Source organism: Microbacterium sp. ABRD28 (genome assembly GCF_003850245.1).
Classification (GTDB): Bacteria; Actinomycetota; Actinomycetes; order Actinomycetales; family Microbacteriaceae; genus Microbacterium.
This window is the reverse complement of the sequence record NZ_CP031015.1, coordinates 875763-891182: the sequence shown is the minus strand read 5'-3', so window position 1 is coordinate 891182 and position 15420 is coordinate 875763. Positions and strand designations below refer to the sequence as shown.

The window sequence follows — 15420 nt, the reverse complement described above, 5'->3', positions numbered from 1 at the left end:
GCGCACCTTCCCCACCTCCCCCACTGCGGTGCCCCGCGTCCGTCCGGGCGCGGGGCACCCTTCTCCCTACACTGGAGCGATGAGTCTGGTCGGGCCCGGCGGTCGGCAGCGGAACCTGTCGACGATCCTGACGCTGTTGCATCGCACCGGGCCCCTCTCCCGGGCGAGCCTCACCGAGGCCACGCGACTCAATCGTTCGACGATCGCCGATCTCGTCGGTCAGCTCGTGCGCCACGGTCTCGTGACCGAGCGCGCACCCGACCCCGCCCGGCGGGTGGGAAGGCCGTCGCCGATCGTCTCGGTGTCACCGCGTGTCGTCGCGATCGCCGTGAATCCCGAGGTCGACGCGATCACGCTCGCCGCCGTACGCCTCGACCAGACGACCGTCGTCCGCGAGCGTCACGAAGTCGACCGGCCGCCGACTCCCGAGGAGGCCACCGCCCTCCTCGCAGCACGGCTGCAGGCGTGGCGCGAAGGGGTGCTCTCCGATGCCGCGATCGTGGGGATCGGCCTGGCCGTCCCGGGCCTCGTTCGCGCCTCCGACGGCCTGGTCCGCGACGCCCCCCACCTGCACTGGCGCGATGTCCCCCTTGGCGACCTCGTCGCCGAGGCGACCGGCCTGCTCACCCGGGTCGCCAACGACGCCAGCCTCGGGGCGATGGCCGAGCACCTCTTCGGCGCCGCCCGCGGCGTCGACGACGTCGTCTACCTCAACGGCGGCGCGAGCGGCATCGGCGGCGGACTCATCGTCGGCGGGGTCGCCGTCGGAGGCTCCGGCGGGTACGCGGGCGAGTTCGGTCAGAATCGACCGGGGATCGCCGACGGCGCAGACCGGCTCGCCGCCGACGGCGTCCTCGAGGACGAGGTCAGCAGATCGCGACTCCTCGCGGCCGTCGGGCTCGATTCCGCCGACGAGCCGACACTCGCCGCCGCCCTGGCCGATCCGCCCGATCCCGGCAGCCGCGCCGCCGTCTCCGCCGAGGTCGCGCGGCAGCGCCGCATCCTGTCCACCGCTCTCGCCAACGCCGTGAACGTCCTGAATCCCTCCGTGGTCGTGCTCGGCGGGTTCCTGGCGACCATCGCCGACGTGGACGTCGACGACCTTCTCGCCCGCGTGCGCGCCCAGGCGATGCCGGCCGCGACGGAAGACCTGCAGCTGCGCCTGGCCTCGCTCGCCGAAGACCGTCTGCTCATCGGCGCGGCCGAGGTCGTCTTCGACGGTCTCCTGGCCGATCCTTCGAGCGTTCCGGAGCTCTCCGAGCCGGTCGATGTCGGCGCCGAGGTCATCGCGGCGGCGCCGTCGTCCCCCTGACCACCAACCGCGTCGCGAGCCCCACGTGCGTGGCGTCGAGCGTCTCGCCGTTCATCAGCGAGACGAGCATGCCGGCGGCGGTCGCCCCGAGTCCCTGCATCGGCTGGCGCACGGTCGTCAGCGACACCGGCCCCTGCGTCGCCTCGGGGATGTCGTCGAAGCCGATCACCGACAGATCGTCGGGGATCTGCAGCCCCATCCCTGCGGCCACGTCGATCACCGCCAGCGCGGACAGGTCGTTCGCGGCGAAGACGGCGGTGGGCGGGCGGGTCTGCGCCAGCAGCGCGCGGGCCTGCTCGCGCACGACGTCGGGCTGATACATCCCGACCCGCACCAGCGACGGGTCGTAGGCCACCCCGGCATCCGACAGCGCACGACGGTACCCGGCGTCCCGCAGGATGGATGACCGCAGGTCGGGGCGACCGGCGATGAAGCCGATCCGCCGGTGGCCGAGTTCGAGCAGGTACCGGGTGGCCTCGCGGGCACCCGCGAAGCTGTCGGATTCGACGGTGGGCAGGTCGGCTCGACCGGTGTGGGGGTCGACGGCGACGATCGGCACCTCGGCGCTCGCGCCGACGACGGTGGGGGTGACCATGATGACCCCGTCGATGAGGGTTCCGCTCAGCCGGCTGAGCGAACGGCGCTCCCACCCTTCGCCGTTCTGCTGACGCGAGCCGCTGTAGGCCAGCAGGTCGTAATGCGTGTCGCGAAGGGCACGCCCGACGCCCTTCATGATCTCGGCGCTGAACGGCTCGAAGTCGGCAACGAGCACCCCGATCACGCCGGTCCTGCGCGATCGCATGCTCGACGCGACCAGGCTCGACTCGTAACCGAGCTCGGCGACGACCTGCAGGACGCGCTCGACGGTGTCGGGAGCGACGCCGTAGCGACCGTTCACGGCTTTCGACACCGTCGCCGCCGAGACGCCCGCGGCACGGGCGACGTCGGTGATGGTCGGACGGGATCCCATGGGGGGATGCTAGCGCCATTGAAACTGTTTTCGAAAACGTTTGACACACTTCCTTCGGTTACGAAGACTGGACGCCGTCCGGGTCCCGACAGCAGCCCGGAATTCGCAGCACCTCGAGGACCGAGAGTGCACCTCAAGGAAGAGAACAGGTGAATCACATGAAAGCCAGCAGAATCACAGCGGGCGCAGTGTCACTGCTCGCCGGCGCGCTCGTGTTGAGCGCATGCGCCGGTGGAGGCGGAGGCGAGTCCGCGGACGGCAGCGTGCAGATGACCCTCTGGCAGAACTCCACCACCGGCCCCGGCCAGGAGTTCTGGCAGAACGCCATCGACGCGTTCGAAGAGGAGAACCCGGGCGTCACCATCGAGATGCAGTCGGTGCAGAACGAAGACCTCGACGGCCTGCTCCAGACGGCGCTGAACGCCGGCGACCCGCCGGACATCTTCCTGCAGCGCGGCGGCGGAAAGATGGCCGACATGGTCAACGCCGGTCAGCTGAAGGACCTCACCGACCTGATCTCCGACGACGTGCGCGCCGAGATCCCCGAGGGCTCCTTCGCCGCCGAGACGTACCAGGACTCGGTGTGGGCCATGCCGCTGTCGGTGCTCCCCGGTGGCTTCTGGTACAGCGAGGACGCGTTCGCCGCGGCCGGCATCGAGGAGACCCCCGCCTCGATCGACGACCTCGAATCGGCCGTCGAGGCGCTGAAGGGCACCGGCATCGCGCCGATCGCCCTCGGTGCGCAGGACGCGTGGCCGGCCGCGCACTGGTACTACTTCTTCGCCCTCCGCGAGTGCAGCCCCGAGGTCATCGAAGAGACCGGCGACTCGAAGGACTTCAGCGACGAATGCTGGACCCGCGCCGCCGAGAACCTTCAGGACTTCGCCGCGATCGAGCCCTTCAACGAGGGCTTCCTGACCACGCCCGCCCAGCAGGGAGCGGGATCGTCGGCGGGACTCCTGGCCAACCGCCAGGCCGCGATGGAGCTCATGGGCGCCTGGAACCCGGGTGTCATCGCCTCCCTCACACCCGACGAGCAGCCGCTCCCCGACCTCGCCTGGTTCCCGTTCCCCGAGATCGAGGGCGGCGAGGGTGAGCCCGGGTCGATGATGGGTGGCGTCGACGGATACTCGTGCGCCGCGGATGCGCCCGACGAGTGCGTCGACTTCCTCAACTTCGTCGCCAGCGCCGAGCAGCAGCAGCTGTACTACGAGGCCTTCCAGTCGCCCCCGGTGAACACGGTGGCGCAGGAAGCGGTGACCGAGCCCTACCTGCAGCAGATCCTCGAGGCGTACAACAGCGCCCCGTTCGTCTCGCAGTGGCTCGACACGGTTCTCGGTCAGAACGTCGGCAACGCACTGAACGTCGCGGTCGTCGACATGCTCGCGGGCAACAGCGACCCCGAGCAGTTCATCCAGTCGGTCAACACCGCCGGCGCGCAGGGCTGACATGACCGTTCGCGAGATGTCCGCCACGGACTCCGATCTCGCGCAGCACGACGGGGGCGGCGCCACGCCGCCCCCGTCCGTGCGGCGGGACAAGAGCCGTCCGCGCGGCCTGGGCTGGTCCGGCCGCCTCGAGGTCCTCCTCATGGTGGGCCCCGCCGTCGCCTTCTTCGTCGGCTTCGTCATCCTCCCCGTGGTGATGGCGGCCTACTACGGCTTCTTCCGCTGGTCGGGGTTCGGCCCGGCCACCGACTTCGTCGGCCTGCAGAACTACTTCGTCATCTTCAGTGACCCGAACTTCCAGGCCGCGCTCGGGCACAACGCCTTCATCGTCATCGCCTCCCTGGTGATGCAGGGACCGGTCGCGCTGCTCCTAGCCCTGCTGCTGAACCGCAAGATGCGCGGCCAGTCCGTCATCCGCGTGCTGATCTTCGTCCCCTACGTCATCGCCGAGGTCGTCGTCGGGACCGGGTTCAGCCTCCTGCTGGCCACCCGCGGAGCACTGAACGGCTTCCTCGAGAACGCCGGGCTCGGGTTCCTCGCGGCCGACTGGCTCTCCGACCCGGCGATCGCGATCTGGACCCTGATGGCGATCCTCACCTGGAAGTACGTCGGCTTCGCCGTCATCCTCTTCCTCGCGGGTCTGCAGTCGATTCCGGAAGAGCTGTACGAGGCCGCCGCGATCGACGGGGCGTCATACTGGCAGATCCAGCGGCGGATCACCCTGCCGCTGCTCGGACCCACCGTCCGCATCTGGGCGTTCCTGTCGATCATCGGCGCGCTGCAGCTGTTCGACCTCGTCTACATCATCTGGGGTCAGTACGTCGCATCCGTGGCGGGCACCAACACCATGGCCATCTACATGGTCGCCACCGGCCGCAACGCCGGGAACTTCGGCTACGGCAACGCCGTCGCCGTCGTCATCTTCCTCATCTCGCTGGTCGTCGCCCTGGTCTACCAGCGCTACGTGCTGCGACGCGACACCGCCGGCGCGATCACCGAAAGGGGTGCCGGATGAGCACCATGACCATCACCACCCGCGTCGCCGGGCGACGCGACAAGGGCGCTCCCGCGAAGAAGCTCCCGTGGGGCCCGCCGAGCGTCTACTTCATCGCCCTCGTCGTCATCGGGATGATGCTCGGCCCGGTGCTGTACATCATCATCGGAGGATTCCGCAGCAACTCCGAGATCACCGTCAACCCCGCCGGACTCCCCACCGAGTGGCGCTGGGAGAACTACGCCAGCGTCCTGACGGCTCCGCAGTTCTGGACGCAGGTCGGCAACTCCACCCTGGTGGGCCTGGCGACCACCGTCGGCGCCGTCGCGCTCGGGCTCATGGCCAGCTACGTGATCGCGCGCTACAGCTTCCGCGGACGCGGCGCGCTCTACGCCCTCTTCGCCGCAGGGCTGATGTTCCCCATCACCGTAGCGATCACGCCGCTCTACATCGTGATCCGCAACCTCGGCCTGATGAACAGCCTCCCGGGCGTCATCCTGCCCCAGATCGCGTTCGCGCTCCCGGTGACGATCATCATCCTGGTGCCGTTCCTGCGTGCCATCCCCGATGAGATCCAGGAGGCGGCGTACATCGACGGCTGCGGCCGTTTGGCGTTCTTCTGGCGCATGGTGCTGCCCCTGGCCGTGCCCGGGGTCATCACGGTGTCGATCCTCGCCTTCATCGGCAGCTGGAACGCCTATCTGCTCCCCCTGTTCATCCTGAACAACGAGGCGGCCTTCACCCTCCCCCTGGGTGTGCAGCAGTTCTCCTCGCAGTACTCCGTCGACACCGCACGGGTGCTGGCGTTCACGTCCCTGTCGATGCTCCCCGCGCTGATCTTCTTCAGCCTGTTCGAGCGTCGCATCGTCGGCGGACTGACCGGCGCCGTCAAGGGCTGACGCCTCCTTCCTCGTCGACATCGAAGAAAGCAGCATCGTGACACTCCCTCCTGCCCTCTCGGCATCCGAGCGCGTCCTGGACCTCGTCCGCCGCATGACCCTCGAAGAGAAGCTCGGCCAGCTCGTCGGCTTCTGGATCGACCAGGGTGATGAAGTGGTCGCCCCGCTCGCGGGCGAGATGAAGACCTCCACCCGGTTCGAGGACGCCGTCACGCACGGCATCGGGCATTTCACGCGCGTCTACGGCACCCGCCCGGTCGATCCCATCGCCCGGGCGGAGTGGCTGTGGAGCGAGCAGCGCCGGCTGCAGCGTGAGACCCGGCTGGGCATCCCCGCGCTCGTGCACGAGGAGTGTCTCACTGGTCTCGCCGCGTGGCAGGCAGCGACGTTCCCCACCCCGCTCGCGTGGGGCGCGGCGTTCGACCCCGACCTCGTGGCCGAGATGGGCCGCCTCATCGGCGGATCGATGCGAGAGCTCGGCATCCACCAGGGACTTGCTCCGGTGCTCGATGTCATCCGCGACCCGCGATGGGGCCGGGTCGACGAGTGCATCGCCGAAGACCCCTACGTCGTCGGCACGATCGGCACGGCGTACGTGCGGGGACTGCAGGATGCGGGGGTGCACGCCACCCTGAAGCACTTCGTCGGCTACTCCGGCTCGCAGGCCGGTCGCAACCACGCGCCCGTGCACGCGGGCCCTCGCGAGATGGCGGATGTCTTCCTGCCGCCGTTCGAGATGGCGGTGCGCGACGGCGGAGTGCGTTCGGTGATGAACTCCTACGCCGAGATCGACGGCGTGCCCGTCGCCGCGTCCTCCGAGTACCTCACCGAGCTGCTGCGCGACCGGTGGGGCTTCGACGGCGTCGTGGTCGCCGACTACTTCGCCGTGGCCTTCCTCCACACCATGCACCAGATCGCCGCCGACCTCGGCGAGGCGGCGCAGCTCGCGCTCGAGGCCGGTATCGACGTCGAGCTCCCCACCCTCGACGCCTACCCCGCGCTGATCGAGCGCGTGCGCTCCGGCCTCCTCGATGAGGCGGTGATCGATCGGGCGGTGACGCGGGTCCTCACCCAGAAGGAGGAGCTGGGTCTGCTCGACGCCGATTTCGACACCCCGCCCCAGCAGATCGACCTCGACAGCCCCGCCCATCGCCGCGTGGCCCGCCGGCTCGCCGAGGAGAGCACGGTGCTGTTGACCAACGACGGGATGCTGCCGCTCGGCCCCGATGCGCGTCGGATCGCGGTCCTCGGGCCCAACGCCGACAGCGCGGAAGCCCTCATGGGCTGCTACTCGTTCGCCAACCACGTTCTCGCGCACCACCCCGGAACCGCGATGGGCTTCGAGATCCCCACGGTGCTCGAGGCGCTGCGCTCCGCACTCCCCGACGCGGAGATCTCCCACGAGCCCGGCTGCGACGTCGAGGGCGACGACCGGTCGCGGATCGCGTCGGCGGTCGAGCGGGCCGCGGCGAGCGACGTCGCGGTGATCGTCGTCGGCGACCGCGCGGGCCTGTTCGGCCGCGGCACGGTCGGCGAAGGCAACGACGTCGAGTCCCTCGACCTTCCGGGCCTGCAGCGAGAGCTCGTCGAGGCTGTCGTCGCCACCGGCACCCCGGTCGTGATGGTGCTCCTCACGGGGCGCCCCTACGCCATCGCGTGGGCGGTCGAGGGCGAGCGCAGCCCTGCCGCCGTCGTGCAGTCGTTCTTCCCCGGGGAAGAGGGCGGCGCGGCGCTCGCGGCGGTCCTCACCGGCGCGGTCAACCCGTCGGGCCGGCTGCCGGTGTCGCTCCCCCGCTCGGCCGGGGCGCAGCCCTACACCTACCTGCACCCGCTCCTGGGGGGACCCTCCGACGTCACCAGCGCCGCCAACGCTCCCGTCCTGCCGTTCGGGCACGGGCTCGGGTACACCGCGTTCGCCCGCGAAGACCTCACCGCCGATCGGTCTGTGGCCGCCGGCGGGACCTTCACGGCCACGGTCACGGTGCGCAACGCGGGCGAGCGGAGCGGCACCGACGTGGTGCAGCTGTACGCCCACGATCCCGTCGCCACGATCACCAGGCCCCAGGCCCAGCTGCTCGCCTACCAGCGGGTGACCCTCGAGCCCGGTGAATCGGCGACGGTCACGTTCGAGGTCCCCACCCAGCGGCTCGCCTTCAGCGGACGCGACCTCACCCGCATCGTCGAGCCGGGCACGATCCACCTGTGGGTGGGACCGTCGGTCGCCGAGCGCGAGACGACGACGACGCTCGAGATCACCGGAGGGGTCCACCCCGTCGGGGCGGGCGATCCGCGGATGGCGACCGCCCGCGTCACGCCTGCGGCGACCTCCCGCGGCACGGCACCGACCTCCGTGGCCGCCGGCGTCCGCTGACAGGCGGAACGTCGGGTCCCCTCACGCGGGCGCGCGGGTATACCTCCGACGCCGGGCCGTCAACCCACTGGGCTGACGGCCCGGTTCGTCGCAGGGTGGAGCGTGAAGGAGGTTGTCATGACTTTCGCTGCACTCCCTCTTCCTGAGGAGACACCGGGCTCCACCCCCTCGGAGCCTCTCGTCCCGACGCCGGACGAACCGACCGCTCCGAACCCGGCGGAACCGAATCCGCTCCTTCCCCCCGAGCGCTCGGTCGCGCCACTCGGGCGGGCGTGATCCGAGCATGGGCACCATCTTCTACGGGAGCTCGGCGACCCCCATCCACATCGAGGACCGAGCACTGTCGCACCTGAAGGTCGTCATCGCCACGAAACTCCGCCGCGACGAGAGCTTCACCGTTTCGTGGCGGCATCCGGACGACGAGCCGACCGGGCGCAGCACGATCTGGCTGCACCCGTCGATTCCCTTGCGCTTCGTCTTCGACGAACCTGAGCAGCCGACCATCAGCCGCGCGTGGATCGACGAGCTCGTGGGTTCGGCCAACTCCAGCGGCGGCATCACCTTGATCACCGAGCACATGGACGCCTCGAACGAGAACACCCCGGCGCACATCGCCGAGTTGCGCGCCCTCCGCTGACCTGCTCGCCCGCGCCGCCACCGCACGCGGGCGCCCACACCGACCCGCGAGGCCCCCGACGTCACGCGATCCGTCAAGAAATGCGGTCCGGATGCCGCGGACGCAGCGTTCTTCGACGGGTCGAGGTTGATCGGGCGCGACGAGTCAGCTGAGACCGCGGGGAGCTGAACCCGGGCTCGGCGGGTTCTCTTCCTCCGCAGGCTCGGGCGAGATGCTCAGGCCGTTCGGGCCGCTTGCGGCGAGCATGAGCTCTTCGATCCAGAGGCGGTTGATGCGCGGATTCCGGCTGCCGAAGAAGTGGAACTGCATCGGCACCGACGGATGCATCCAGAAGCTGCGCCGTCCGCTGCCGTCGCCGATCTCGACGTCGAACATGAACGACTCAGACCGGCGGAGCTTGTTCATCACGACGATCCGGAGGTGAGCGAGCGTCCGGTCTTCGATGTCAACGGAGTTCGCCATCGTGTCGTAGATGAACCTACCCATGATCAGATCCTAGTCAGTCCGGTGCCCGCAACGGCGGCGTGCCGGACGTGAGCTCATCCTCGTCGGAGCCGGTCGCGGGGATGAGTGGCGTCCAGCTCGCACCTGCCCTGATCGGGGGAAGGAGGGGTCACCCGCGCGCGGGCCGACGGTGCGGGATCGGCACCGGGCGGCGTGGTCCGCCGCTGCCGCACGACAGCACCTCCACGGCGGTGCGCAGCACGTCGTCGAGGCCGCCGAAGTGGTGGGGTGCGCGGATGCCTCGGCCCCAGATCACATCGACTCCGAACGCGACGCGCGTCACGATCGCGATCACGCCGCGGGGGTCACCGTCGGGCAGGACCCGATCGCGGAGCTGCCACGAGTCACCCGACGCCGGCGTGAACTCGAAGAACCTTTCGCTGAGGTTGTACATGGCTTTCACCTCGTGTCGATGGTGCGCCCGGAGGAGCGGCGTCGCCCAGACCCTTGACAGCGGGCATCGGACCGCTTCTGCTGCTCCGCCTCCCGGCGCCACCCCGCCGCCCCGGGGCCGTCAAGCGGGTGTGAACCGAGCTCCGGCGCGCCAGGCTGGGCGACAGCCGCGGTATCGTCCATCGACGGCACCGCTCCCCGGGAAGGGAACACCACATGACCTCGAACCACCCGTACGACGACGACCAGGCAGCATCCGTGAGCCCGACGCCCGCCGGCGGCGGCGGGGCCGACTCCGGCGCGGCGCCGGCGGTCGCCCCGGAGGGGACGGGTTCCACCGACGCCGAGGCGTCGAGCCAGAACGACATCGCCGGCGTCGGCCCCCGCGGCGGAGAATCCGACGGGGTCGGCACGCAGGACGCCCCCGTCGAGGATCAGAACGCCACGACGCTGAGCGAAGAGGTGCGGGGCATCCTCGTGCAGACCCGGGCCGACATCCAACTGGGCAACGCCCGTGAAGACCAGCTCCGCGACATCCTCTCCCGTCGCCTCGGCGATGCCGGACTCGATGACGACGTCGACCTCGACGCCCTGGTCAGAGAGGTGGAGAGCCCGTCGGACGACGACACCGCTCCGGGCGTCCACTCCTGATGGACGCCGTCGAGGCGCTCGCGCAGCGCGCCCAGGATCGCGGGGCACGGCTTGCCGTGGCCGAATCGCTGACGTGCGGCCTGCTCGCCTCGACGATCGGGAAGGGCGAGTCGGCGCAGGAGTGGTTCGCCGGGGGTGTGGTCTGCTACGCGCTCGATGTGAAGGAGCGCGTTCTCGGGCTCGAACCGGGTACCGACCCCTGTTCGCCCGAGTGCGCCGAGCATCTCGCCCGCGGCGTGGAGCAGCTGATCGTCGCCGACGTCGCCGTCTCTGTGACGGGCGTGGGCGGTCCGCAGCCGTCGGATGGGCACCCTCCCGGCACCGTCTACGTCGGGTGGGCGGATGACTCCGGCACCGGCCACCGGATGCTGGAGCTCGACGCCGATGACCCCCTCAAGGTGCTCGAGGCGAGCGTCGACGCGGCACTCGAGGTCTTCCTGGAGCGCCTCACCTGACCCCGACGGTGCACTCCCTCCCACCGAGGGTGCACTTCCCTTACGCGACGGTGCACTCCATTGAGAGGGCGATACGTGTGCTGCCGCCCCCGGGTGGCTGTCGAGCGCGCCTTCGCGGGGAACGAGCGCGCCTTCGCGGGGAACGAGGGCACCCTCGCGGGGAACGAGGGCACCCCCGCGGGGTGGGCTGTCTTGCTGTCGCGCGCACCGGTCGCCGGCCACGGCTCCTCCGACGCACGGATCCTCATCCGTTCGCTGCAGGCGTCACGCGGGGAGCCGCAGGCCCCTCGCGCCGGCGCGTCGGCTGAGTAGCCTTCTGGGCATGGCCGGTCCGAATCTCGACCCTGTCCAATCACCGACGCTGACCGACTCCCAGTGGGAGCGCCTCACGTCCGCCGCCGAGCCGCGGGATGTCGCCGCCGGCGACGACGTCTTCCGCTCGGGTGAGCGCGACTATCCCATGATCCTGGTCGCCACCGGCGAGGTGGAGATCGTGCGCGACGCGCTCGCCTGGGCGGAAGAGGAGATCCTCGCCAGGCTCGGTCCCGGCTCGATCGTCGGCGAGCTCGGACTGCTCAACGGGCAGGCGGCGTTCCTCTCCGCGCGCGTGGTCGAGGCGGGGCGGATGTATGTCCTCCCCCGGTCTCAGCTGCGTCGGATCATGAACGAAGACGACGAGCTGTGCGACATCATCCTGCACGCCCTCTGGGCCCGCCGCGAGAGCCTCCGGCGCGGGTCGGCGGCGTGGACGCTGAAGTTCCTCGGACGCGAAGGGTCGAGTGAGTTCCTCGCGCTCCGCCGATTCGCCGAGCGCATCGACCTGATCCACGCCGCGCACGCGGTGACCGATCACGACGTTCACCTAGCCGGGTCGTCGGGCAAGACCGCCTTCACGGCGGACGACCTTCCCGTCGCCTTCATCCAGGGTGAGCCGATCGTCCGAGCGACCCCGGGCATCGTGGCGGACCGCCTCGGACTCAGCTACCAGGGGCAGGCCGACGAGGTGGTCGACCTCGTGGTCGTCGGCGGCGGTCCGGCAGGCCTCGCGGCCGCGATCTACGGCGCCTCGGAGGGTCTCGAAACCGTGCTCCTCGATGCCGTCGCGCCGGGTGGGCAGGCGGCGTCGACGTCACGGATCGAGAACTTCCTCGGTTTTCCGTTCGGGGTCAGCGGCAGCGATCTGATCGGCCAGGCGACGCTCCAGGCACTGAAATTCGGCGTGCGGGTCTACGCACCCTGCGAAGCCATCGCCATCGAGCGACACGGCGACGACCTCGACGTGACCCTCGCCGACGGGCGGCGCATCCGCACGCGCAGCACGATCGTCACCTCCGGTGCCAGCTACCGCCGGCTCCAGTTGGACCGCTGGGAGGATTTCGAGCGGTCGGGCATCTACTACGCCGCGACCCCGCTCGAGCTGCGCCAGGTGGCCGCATCGCCCGTGGTCGTGGTGGGCGGGGCGAATTCCGCCGGGCAGGCGGCGCTGTATCTGTCATCGAACGGATGCCCCGTGCACCTCGTCGTGCGCGGAGACGACCTCTCGGCGCGCATGTCGAGCTACCTCGTCGACCGTCTCACCGACGACCCGCGCGTCCAGGTTCACACCCGGTCGCACATCGTCGGGCTCGAGGGCGACCGCGGACTGCGCAGGGTCGCGATCGACAGCGTGGGTGAGGTCGATGCGCGCGGCCTGTTCTGCTTCATCGGCGCCGACCCCGCGACCGGTTGGCTCCCCGACCTCGACCGCGACGACGACGGCTTCGTCCGCACGGGCACCGACATCACCGTGCAGTCGCTGACGCGGTGGCAGGCGATGGGGCGCGAGCCGCTCCCGTTCGAGACCTCGCTCCCCCGCATCTTCGCCGCCGGAGACGTGCGGCGCGGCTCGATGAAGCGTGTCGCGGCGGCGGTCGGAGAGGGATCCAGCGCCGTCGCCTCGGTGCACCGTGCTCTGGCGGGATGACCGTGCCATCGTTCGACAAAGAGGGAACCCATGAGTGAGACAGTCATCGATCCCGAGGCTCCCCCGAGCGGCGACGGGTGCGCGGAGTGCCTGACGCACGACGGTTGGTGGGTGCACCTGCGGCGGTGCGCGGCCTGCGGTCACGTCGGATGCTGCGACGACTCGCTCGGCCGTCATGCGACGGACCACTTCCGCCAGACGGGGCACCGCGTCATCCAGAGCTTCGAACCGGGCGAAGACTGGTTCTGGGACTATGTCGACGAGCGGATCGTCGACGGGCCCGCGCTGGCGCCGCCTCGCAGTCATCCCGACGACCAGCCGGCACCCGGGCCGCGGGGTCGCGTTCCACTGAACTGGAGGCAGATCCTCCAGGACCGATGACACGACTGCTCACGTCGCGTAGGCATCGATGAGGAGAGAACCCCGGATGCCGCGGAACGCGTCGAGCAGCAGTCCCACGGTCCGCGGGCCCGCCGTGGTGATCTGCAGATCATGGGGCCCCAGCTTCTCGAGCTTGCCGCTGCGCAGGCGCACGACCTCCCACCCGGCCTCACGGAGGAGTCGGTCCTTGCGCCGGTCGGAGTCTTCGCGGGCGCCCACGTGCTCCAGGCCGAACCGGCCGATCGTGTCGTACTCGACGGCGATGCGCAGCTCGGGCAGGACGAGGTCGGGCCAGACTTCGCGGTGCTCGAAGAAGGGGCGCGAGACGCGGACCGCGGTGTGACCTCGCGTCACCGCGAGCGCGCCGAACAGTCGTTCGTGCAGCAATGCCTCCGCCGCCGACGCGGGCTTCGGTGCACACGCGCTGGCGAACGAGGTGCCTGGGGGCAGGTCGGGAGTCTTCTCGCAGATGCGGCGGGGCCGCGTGCGGGGTCGCCGCGGACGTGATGCCGGGCTGTGGGCGGGCGCCGCGAGCGGCGACGCGGGCGATGGCGGAGCGGTCTCGACGCCCTTCGGCGGCAGCGCCAGTGCGGGGAAGGCGCCACGCCCCGTCGCCGCATCGAGGCACTCGGGACACCAGGCCGACCGCCGGCGCACACGCCCCGGGCGACTGCGCTGCTCGGCCGGGGTGGCGGCGAAGAGGTGTCCGGCGTCGCACTGCCACCGCAGCAGCACATCGGCGGCCGGAGGGATCTGCGACAGCGCGATCCCGGCGTTGAGGTCGGGGTGGTACTGGCGCGCGACGGCCGGGTAGGCGGCCCACGCCTCGCGGTAGGTGCCGAGCGGGTACGGCACCTCGGCGCCCCGCGAGAACTGCCGCCTCGCCCACCACAGCTCCACCCTCTCGGCCATGGCGGCGAACCTAGCGTGGGCATCCGACACGGCCGGCTGTGGTGTCGGAGACGTGACGTACCGTGTCGCCATGGGGATCAGGCGGGTGATGCCGGGGCCGTGCGTGCTGTGCGGCGCGCGTCGGGGCGATCGCCGGAACGGCGAGTGGTTCTGCTCCGTGTGCGACTGGCGCGTCGGCGATGTCCCCGATCCGGATCTCCCGCCGCCTCGGATCGACGTCGTGTACTACCTCGGGTACGCCGAGAGGGTGAAGATCGGCACCACACGTGAGCCTCGCGCGCGCCTCCGCGCGATCAGGCACGACGAGCTGCTCGCCTTCGAACCCGGCGACCGCACCGTCGAGCGCTCACGGCACGACCTGTTCGCCCACCTGCGTGAAGGGGGCGAATGGTTCACCTCCGCGCCCGACCTCCTCGCGCACATCGGCGCCCTTCCCGGCAGCGTCGATCCGTGGGGCTCATACGCCCGATGGGTCAGCAGCGCGCACCGGGAGCGGCTGTGACGGCTCTCAGCCCGCCGCCTCCCAGACATCCCGGGCCTTGAGCGTGCGCACCGTCGTGACCGGTCGCGTGGCGAGCACGACCTTCCCGCGGGCGTGCAGTTTGCCGAGATCGGCGTAGGCCTCGGCCACGTCTCCGAGCGCGTAGAGCCCCGACACCAGAAGGGTGAAGGCGCGCTTCTCGGCGAGCTGGGCCACCCGTTCGAGGAGTGACGTCGCCTGGGCGACCGACTCGGGGTCGTCCTGCAGCAACCGCACCTCGGCGTCTCGACGGTCTTCGCTCGAGCGGTAGCGCGAGGGGGAGACCTCCAGATCCTCGGCGAGCGCGCGACCGTCCTGCCCGAAGTTGTCGATCATCGCGGTGATGGGCTTTCCCGCCGCCTTGCGGATGCGGTCGGCGATGCCCGGCCCGTAGAGCACCGGCTTGATGCCGAGCTGTCGCAGGTAATCGAAGTTGCGCTCACCGCACGTGCCGATGACCGTCGCCCCGCGGTATCGCGCGATCTGCGCCTCGATGCTGCCGACGCCGCCGGCCGCAGCCGACACGACGACGGTGTCGCCCTCGCCGACACGCACCTGGTCGAGGATGTCGAGGGCCGTCGCTCCGGCGAGGAAGAGTCCACCGGCGGCCTCCCACGACACGGTGCGCGGCTTCTTCACCAGAACCGACGTCGGCACCGTGATCGCCGAGGCGTGGGCTCCCGCGCGGACGTGCCCCACGACGTCCATCCCCCTGGAGAAGCCCTGGACGTCCTCACCGACCGCGATGATCGTGCCGGCGAAATCGCTCCCCGAGCGACGCGGGAACGGATCGTTCGCGAATGCGTCCTCTCGGCCACTGCGGATGAAGCCGTCGATGTGGCTGATGCCCGCGGTGATGATCTCCACGGTGACCTCCCCGCGGCCCGGCGGTCGGAGCTCGGTGGTACGCACCTCCAGAACGTCGGCATCGCCTGTGCGGTCGTACTCGACGACCGTCGCTTCCGTCAGCTTCTTCGCCATGCCGGTCCCCTTCCACCGTCGCCGAGCCG

General features: G+C 70.5%; 17 protein-coding genes. 12 read left to right on the top strand and 5 right to left on the bottom strand.

Annotated features, from left to right (window positions below; translation table 11 throughout):
- Nucleotides 1-79 precede the first annotated feature (79 nt).
- Complete coding sequence (locus DT073_RS04495; protein ID WP_124292302.1) at nt 80-1312, top strand: ROK family transcriptional regulator; 1233 nt, start codon at nt 80-82, stop codon at nt 1310-1312.
- Here the strand turns inward: DT073_RS04495 and DT073_RS04490 are convergent.
- Nucleotides 1284-2282, bottom strand: coding sequence for a LacI family DNA-binding transcriptional regulator (locus tag DT073_RS04490; protein WP_124292301.1), 999 nt, complete (start codon nt 2280-2282; stop codon nt 1284-1286). The genes DT073_RS04495 and DT073_RS04490 overlap by 29 nt on opposite strands.
- A 158-nt stretch (nt 2283-2440) precedes the next feature.
- Between DT073_RS04490 and DT073_RS04485 the strand changes: the two genes are divergently transcribed.
- The 5 genes from DT073_RS04485 to DT073_RS04465 all read left to right on the top strand — a co-directional run bounded on the left by DT073_RS04485 (nt 2441) and on the right by DT073_RS04465 (nt 8631).
- Nucleotides 2441-3730, top strand: a complete 1290-nt coding sequence (locus DT073_RS04485) for an ABC transporter substrate-binding protein (protein ID WP_124292300.1) — start codon at nt 2441-2443, stop codon at nt 3728-3730.
- 1 nt (nt 3731) lies between these two features.
- On the top strand, nt 3732-4745 hold the full coding sequence (locus DT073_RS04480) for a carbohydrate ABC transporter permease (protein WP_124292299.1): 1014 nt from the start codon (nt 3732-3734) through the stop codon (nt 4743-4745).
- 5 nt (nt 4746-4750) lie between these two features.
- Entirely contained in the window at nt 4751-5623 is an 873-nt protein-coding gene (locus DT073_RS04475) for a carbohydrate ABC transporter permease (protein WP_124294348.1), read from the top strand.
- Between the two features lie 94 nt (nt 5624-5717).
- Nucleotides 5718-7994, top strand: a complete 2277-nt coding sequence (locus DT073_RS04470; RefSeq protein WP_124294347.1) for a beta-xylosidase/alpha-l-arabinosidase — start codon at nt 5718-5720, stop codon at nt 7992-7994.
- Nucleotides 7995-8277: 283 nt separating this feature from the next.
- Nucleotides 8278-8631 (top strand): DUF7882 family protein, encoded by a 354-nt coding sequence (locus DT073_RS04465; RefSeq protein WP_124292298.1) that lies wholly within the window; start codon nt 8278-8280, stop codon nt 8629-8631.
- Between the two features lie 144 nt (nt 8632-8775).
- On the opposite strand, the gene DT073_RS04460 is transcribed toward DT073_RS04465, so the two are convergent.
- Nucleotides 8776-9117 (bottom strand): DUF7882 family protein, encoded by a 342-nt coding sequence (locus tag DT073_RS04460; RefSeq protein WP_124292297.1) that lies wholly within the window; start codon nt 9115-9117, stop codon nt 8776-8778.
- Nucleotides 9118-9244: 127 nt separating this feature from the next.
- Complete coding sequence (locus DT073_RS04455) at nt 9245-9529, bottom strand: hypothetical protein (RefSeq protein ID WP_124292296.1); 285 nt, start codon at nt 9527-9529, stop codon at nt 9245-9247.
- A 215-nt stretch (nt 9530-9744) separates the two neighbouring features.
- On the opposite strand from DT073_RS04455, the gene DT073_RS04450 reads away from it, so the two are divergent.
- The 5 genes from DT073_RS04450 (at nt 9745) to DT073_RS04430 (ending at nt 12978) form a co-directional block, all read left to right on the top strand.
- Nucleotides 9745-10179: a hypothetical protein gene (locus DT073_RS04450; RefSeq protein ID WP_124292295.1), complete on the top strand. Its 435-nt coding sequence runs from the start codon at nt 9745-9747 to the stop codon at nt 10177-10179.
- Nucleotides 10179-10634, top strand: coding sequence for a CinA family protein (locus DT073_RS04445; protein WP_124292294.1), 456 nt, complete (start codon nt 10179-10181; stop codon nt 10632-10634). The genes DT073_RS04450 and DT073_RS04445 overlap by 1 nt, the downstream gene beginning before the upstream one ends.
- Before the next feature lie 93 nt (nt 10635-10727).
- A complete protein-coding gene (locus DT073_RS04440; protein ID WP_124292293.1) occupies nt 10728-10946 on the top strand; it encodes a hypothetical protein in 219 nt (72 codons plus the stop codon).
- Nucleotides 10947-10956: 10 nt separating this feature from the next.
- Nucleotides 10957-12597, top strand: a complete 1641-nt coding sequence (locus DT073_RS04435; RefSeq protein ID WP_124292292.1) for an FAD-dependent oxidoreductase — start codon at nt 10957-10959, stop codon at nt 12595-12597.
- Nucleotides 12598-12627: 30 nt separating this feature from the next.
- Nucleotides 12628-12978: a UBP-type zinc finger domain-containing protein gene (locus DT073_RS04430; protein ID WP_124292291.1), complete on the top strand. Its 351-nt coding sequence runs from the start codon at nt 12628-12630 to the stop codon at nt 12976-12978.
- A 9-nt stretch (nt 12979-12987) separates the two neighbouring features.
- On the opposite strand, the gene DT073_RS04425 is transcribed toward DT073_RS04430, so the two are convergent.
- The gene (locus DT073_RS04425; RefSeq protein ID WP_124292290.1) at nt 12988-13890 is read right to left on the bottom strand and encodes a putative endonuclease domain-containing protein; all 903 of its coding nucleotides are present in this window, start codon (nt 13888-13890) and stop codon (nt 12988-12990) included.
- Between the two features lie 70 nt (nt 13891-13960).
- Between DT073_RS04425 and DT073_RS04420 the strand changes: the two genes are divergently transcribed.
- Complete coding sequence (locus DT073_RS04420; RefSeq protein ID WP_124294346.1) at nt 13961-14392, top strand: GIY-YIG nuclease family protein; 432 nt, start codon at nt 13961-13963, stop codon at nt 14390-14392.
- Nucleotides 14393-14398: 6 nt separating this feature from the next.
- On the opposite strand, the gene DT073_RS04415 is transcribed toward DT073_RS04420, so the two are convergent.
- A complete protein-coding gene (locus tag DT073_RS04415) occupies nt 14399-15391 on the bottom strand; it encodes an NADP-dependent oxidoreductase (RefSeq protein ID WP_124292289.1) in 993 nt (330 codons plus the stop codon).
- Nucleotides 15392-15420 lie beyond the last annotated feature (29 nt).

What these genes read in the sequence shown, in the direction of transcription:
- DT073_RS04445 (WP_124292294.1), top strand. Translation starts at nt 10,179, where the DNA reads ATGGACGCCGTCGAGGCGCTCGCGCAGCGCGCCCAGGATCGCGGGGCA.
- DT073_RS04475 (WP_124294348.1), top strand. Translation starts at nt 4,751, where the DNA reads ATGACCATCACCACCCGCGTCGCCGGGCGACGCGACAAGGGCGCTCCC.
- DT073_RS04435 (WP_124292292.1), top strand. Translation starts at nt 10,957, where the DNA reads ATGGCCGGTCCGAATCTCGACCCTGTCCAATCACCGACGCTGACCGAC.
- DT073_RS04480 (WP_124292299.1), top strand. Translation starts at nt 3,732, where the DNA reads ATGACCGTTCGCGAGATGTCCGCCACGGACTCCGATCTCGCGCAGCAC.
- DT073_RS04415 (WP_124292289.1), bottom strand. Translation starts at nt 15,391, where the DNA reads ATGGCGAAGAAGCTGACGGAAGCGACGGTCGTCGAGTACGACCGCACA.
- DT073_RS04450 (WP_124292295.1), top strand. Translation starts at nt 9,745, where the DNA reads ATGACCTCGAACCACCCGTACGACGACGACCAGGCAGCATCCGTGAGC.
- DT073_RS04470 (WP_124294347.1), top strand. Translation starts at nt 5,718, where the DNA reads ATGACCCTCGAAGAGAAGCTCGGCCAGCTCGTCGGCTTCTGGATCGAC.
- DT073_RS04420 (WP_124294346.1), top strand. Translation starts at nt 13,961, where the DNA reads ATGGGGATCAGGCGGGTGATGCCGGGGCCGTGCGTGCTGTGCGGCGCG.
- DT073_RS04460 (WP_124292297.1), bottom strand. Translation starts at nt 9,117, where the DNA reads ATGGGTAGGTTCATCTACGACACGATGGCGAACTCCGTTGACATCGAA.
- DT073_RS04425 (WP_124292290.1), bottom strand. Translation starts at nt 13,890, where the DNA reads ATGGCCGAGAGGGTGGAGCTGTGGTGGGCGAGGCGGCAGTTCTCGCGG.
- DT073_RS04490 (WP_124292301.1), bottom strand. Translation starts at nt 2,282, where the DNA reads ATGGGATCCCGTCCGACCATCACCGACGTCGCCCGTGCCGCGGGCGTC.
- DT073_RS04430 (WP_124292291.1), top strand. Translation starts at nt 12,628, where the DNA reads ATGAGTGAGACAGTCATCGATCCCGAGGCTCCCCCGAGCGGCGACGGG.
- DT073_RS04485 (WP_124292300.1), top strand. Translation starts at nt 2,441, where the DNA reads ATGAAAGCCAGCAGAATCACAGCGGGCGCAGTGTCACTGCTCGCCGGC.
- DT073_RS04465 (WP_124292298.1), top strand. Translation starts at nt 8,278, where the DNA reads ATGGGCACCATCTTCTACGGGAGCTCGGCGACCCCCATCCACATCGAG.
- DT073_RS04455 (WP_124292296.1), bottom strand. Translation starts at nt 9,529, where the DNA reads ATGTACAACCTCAGCGAAAGGTTCTTCGAGTTCACGCCGGCGTCGGGT.
- DT073_RS04495 (WP_124292302.1), top strand. Translation starts at nt 80, where the DNA reads ATGAGTCTGGTCGGGCCCGGCGGTCGGCAGCGGAACCTGTCGACGATC.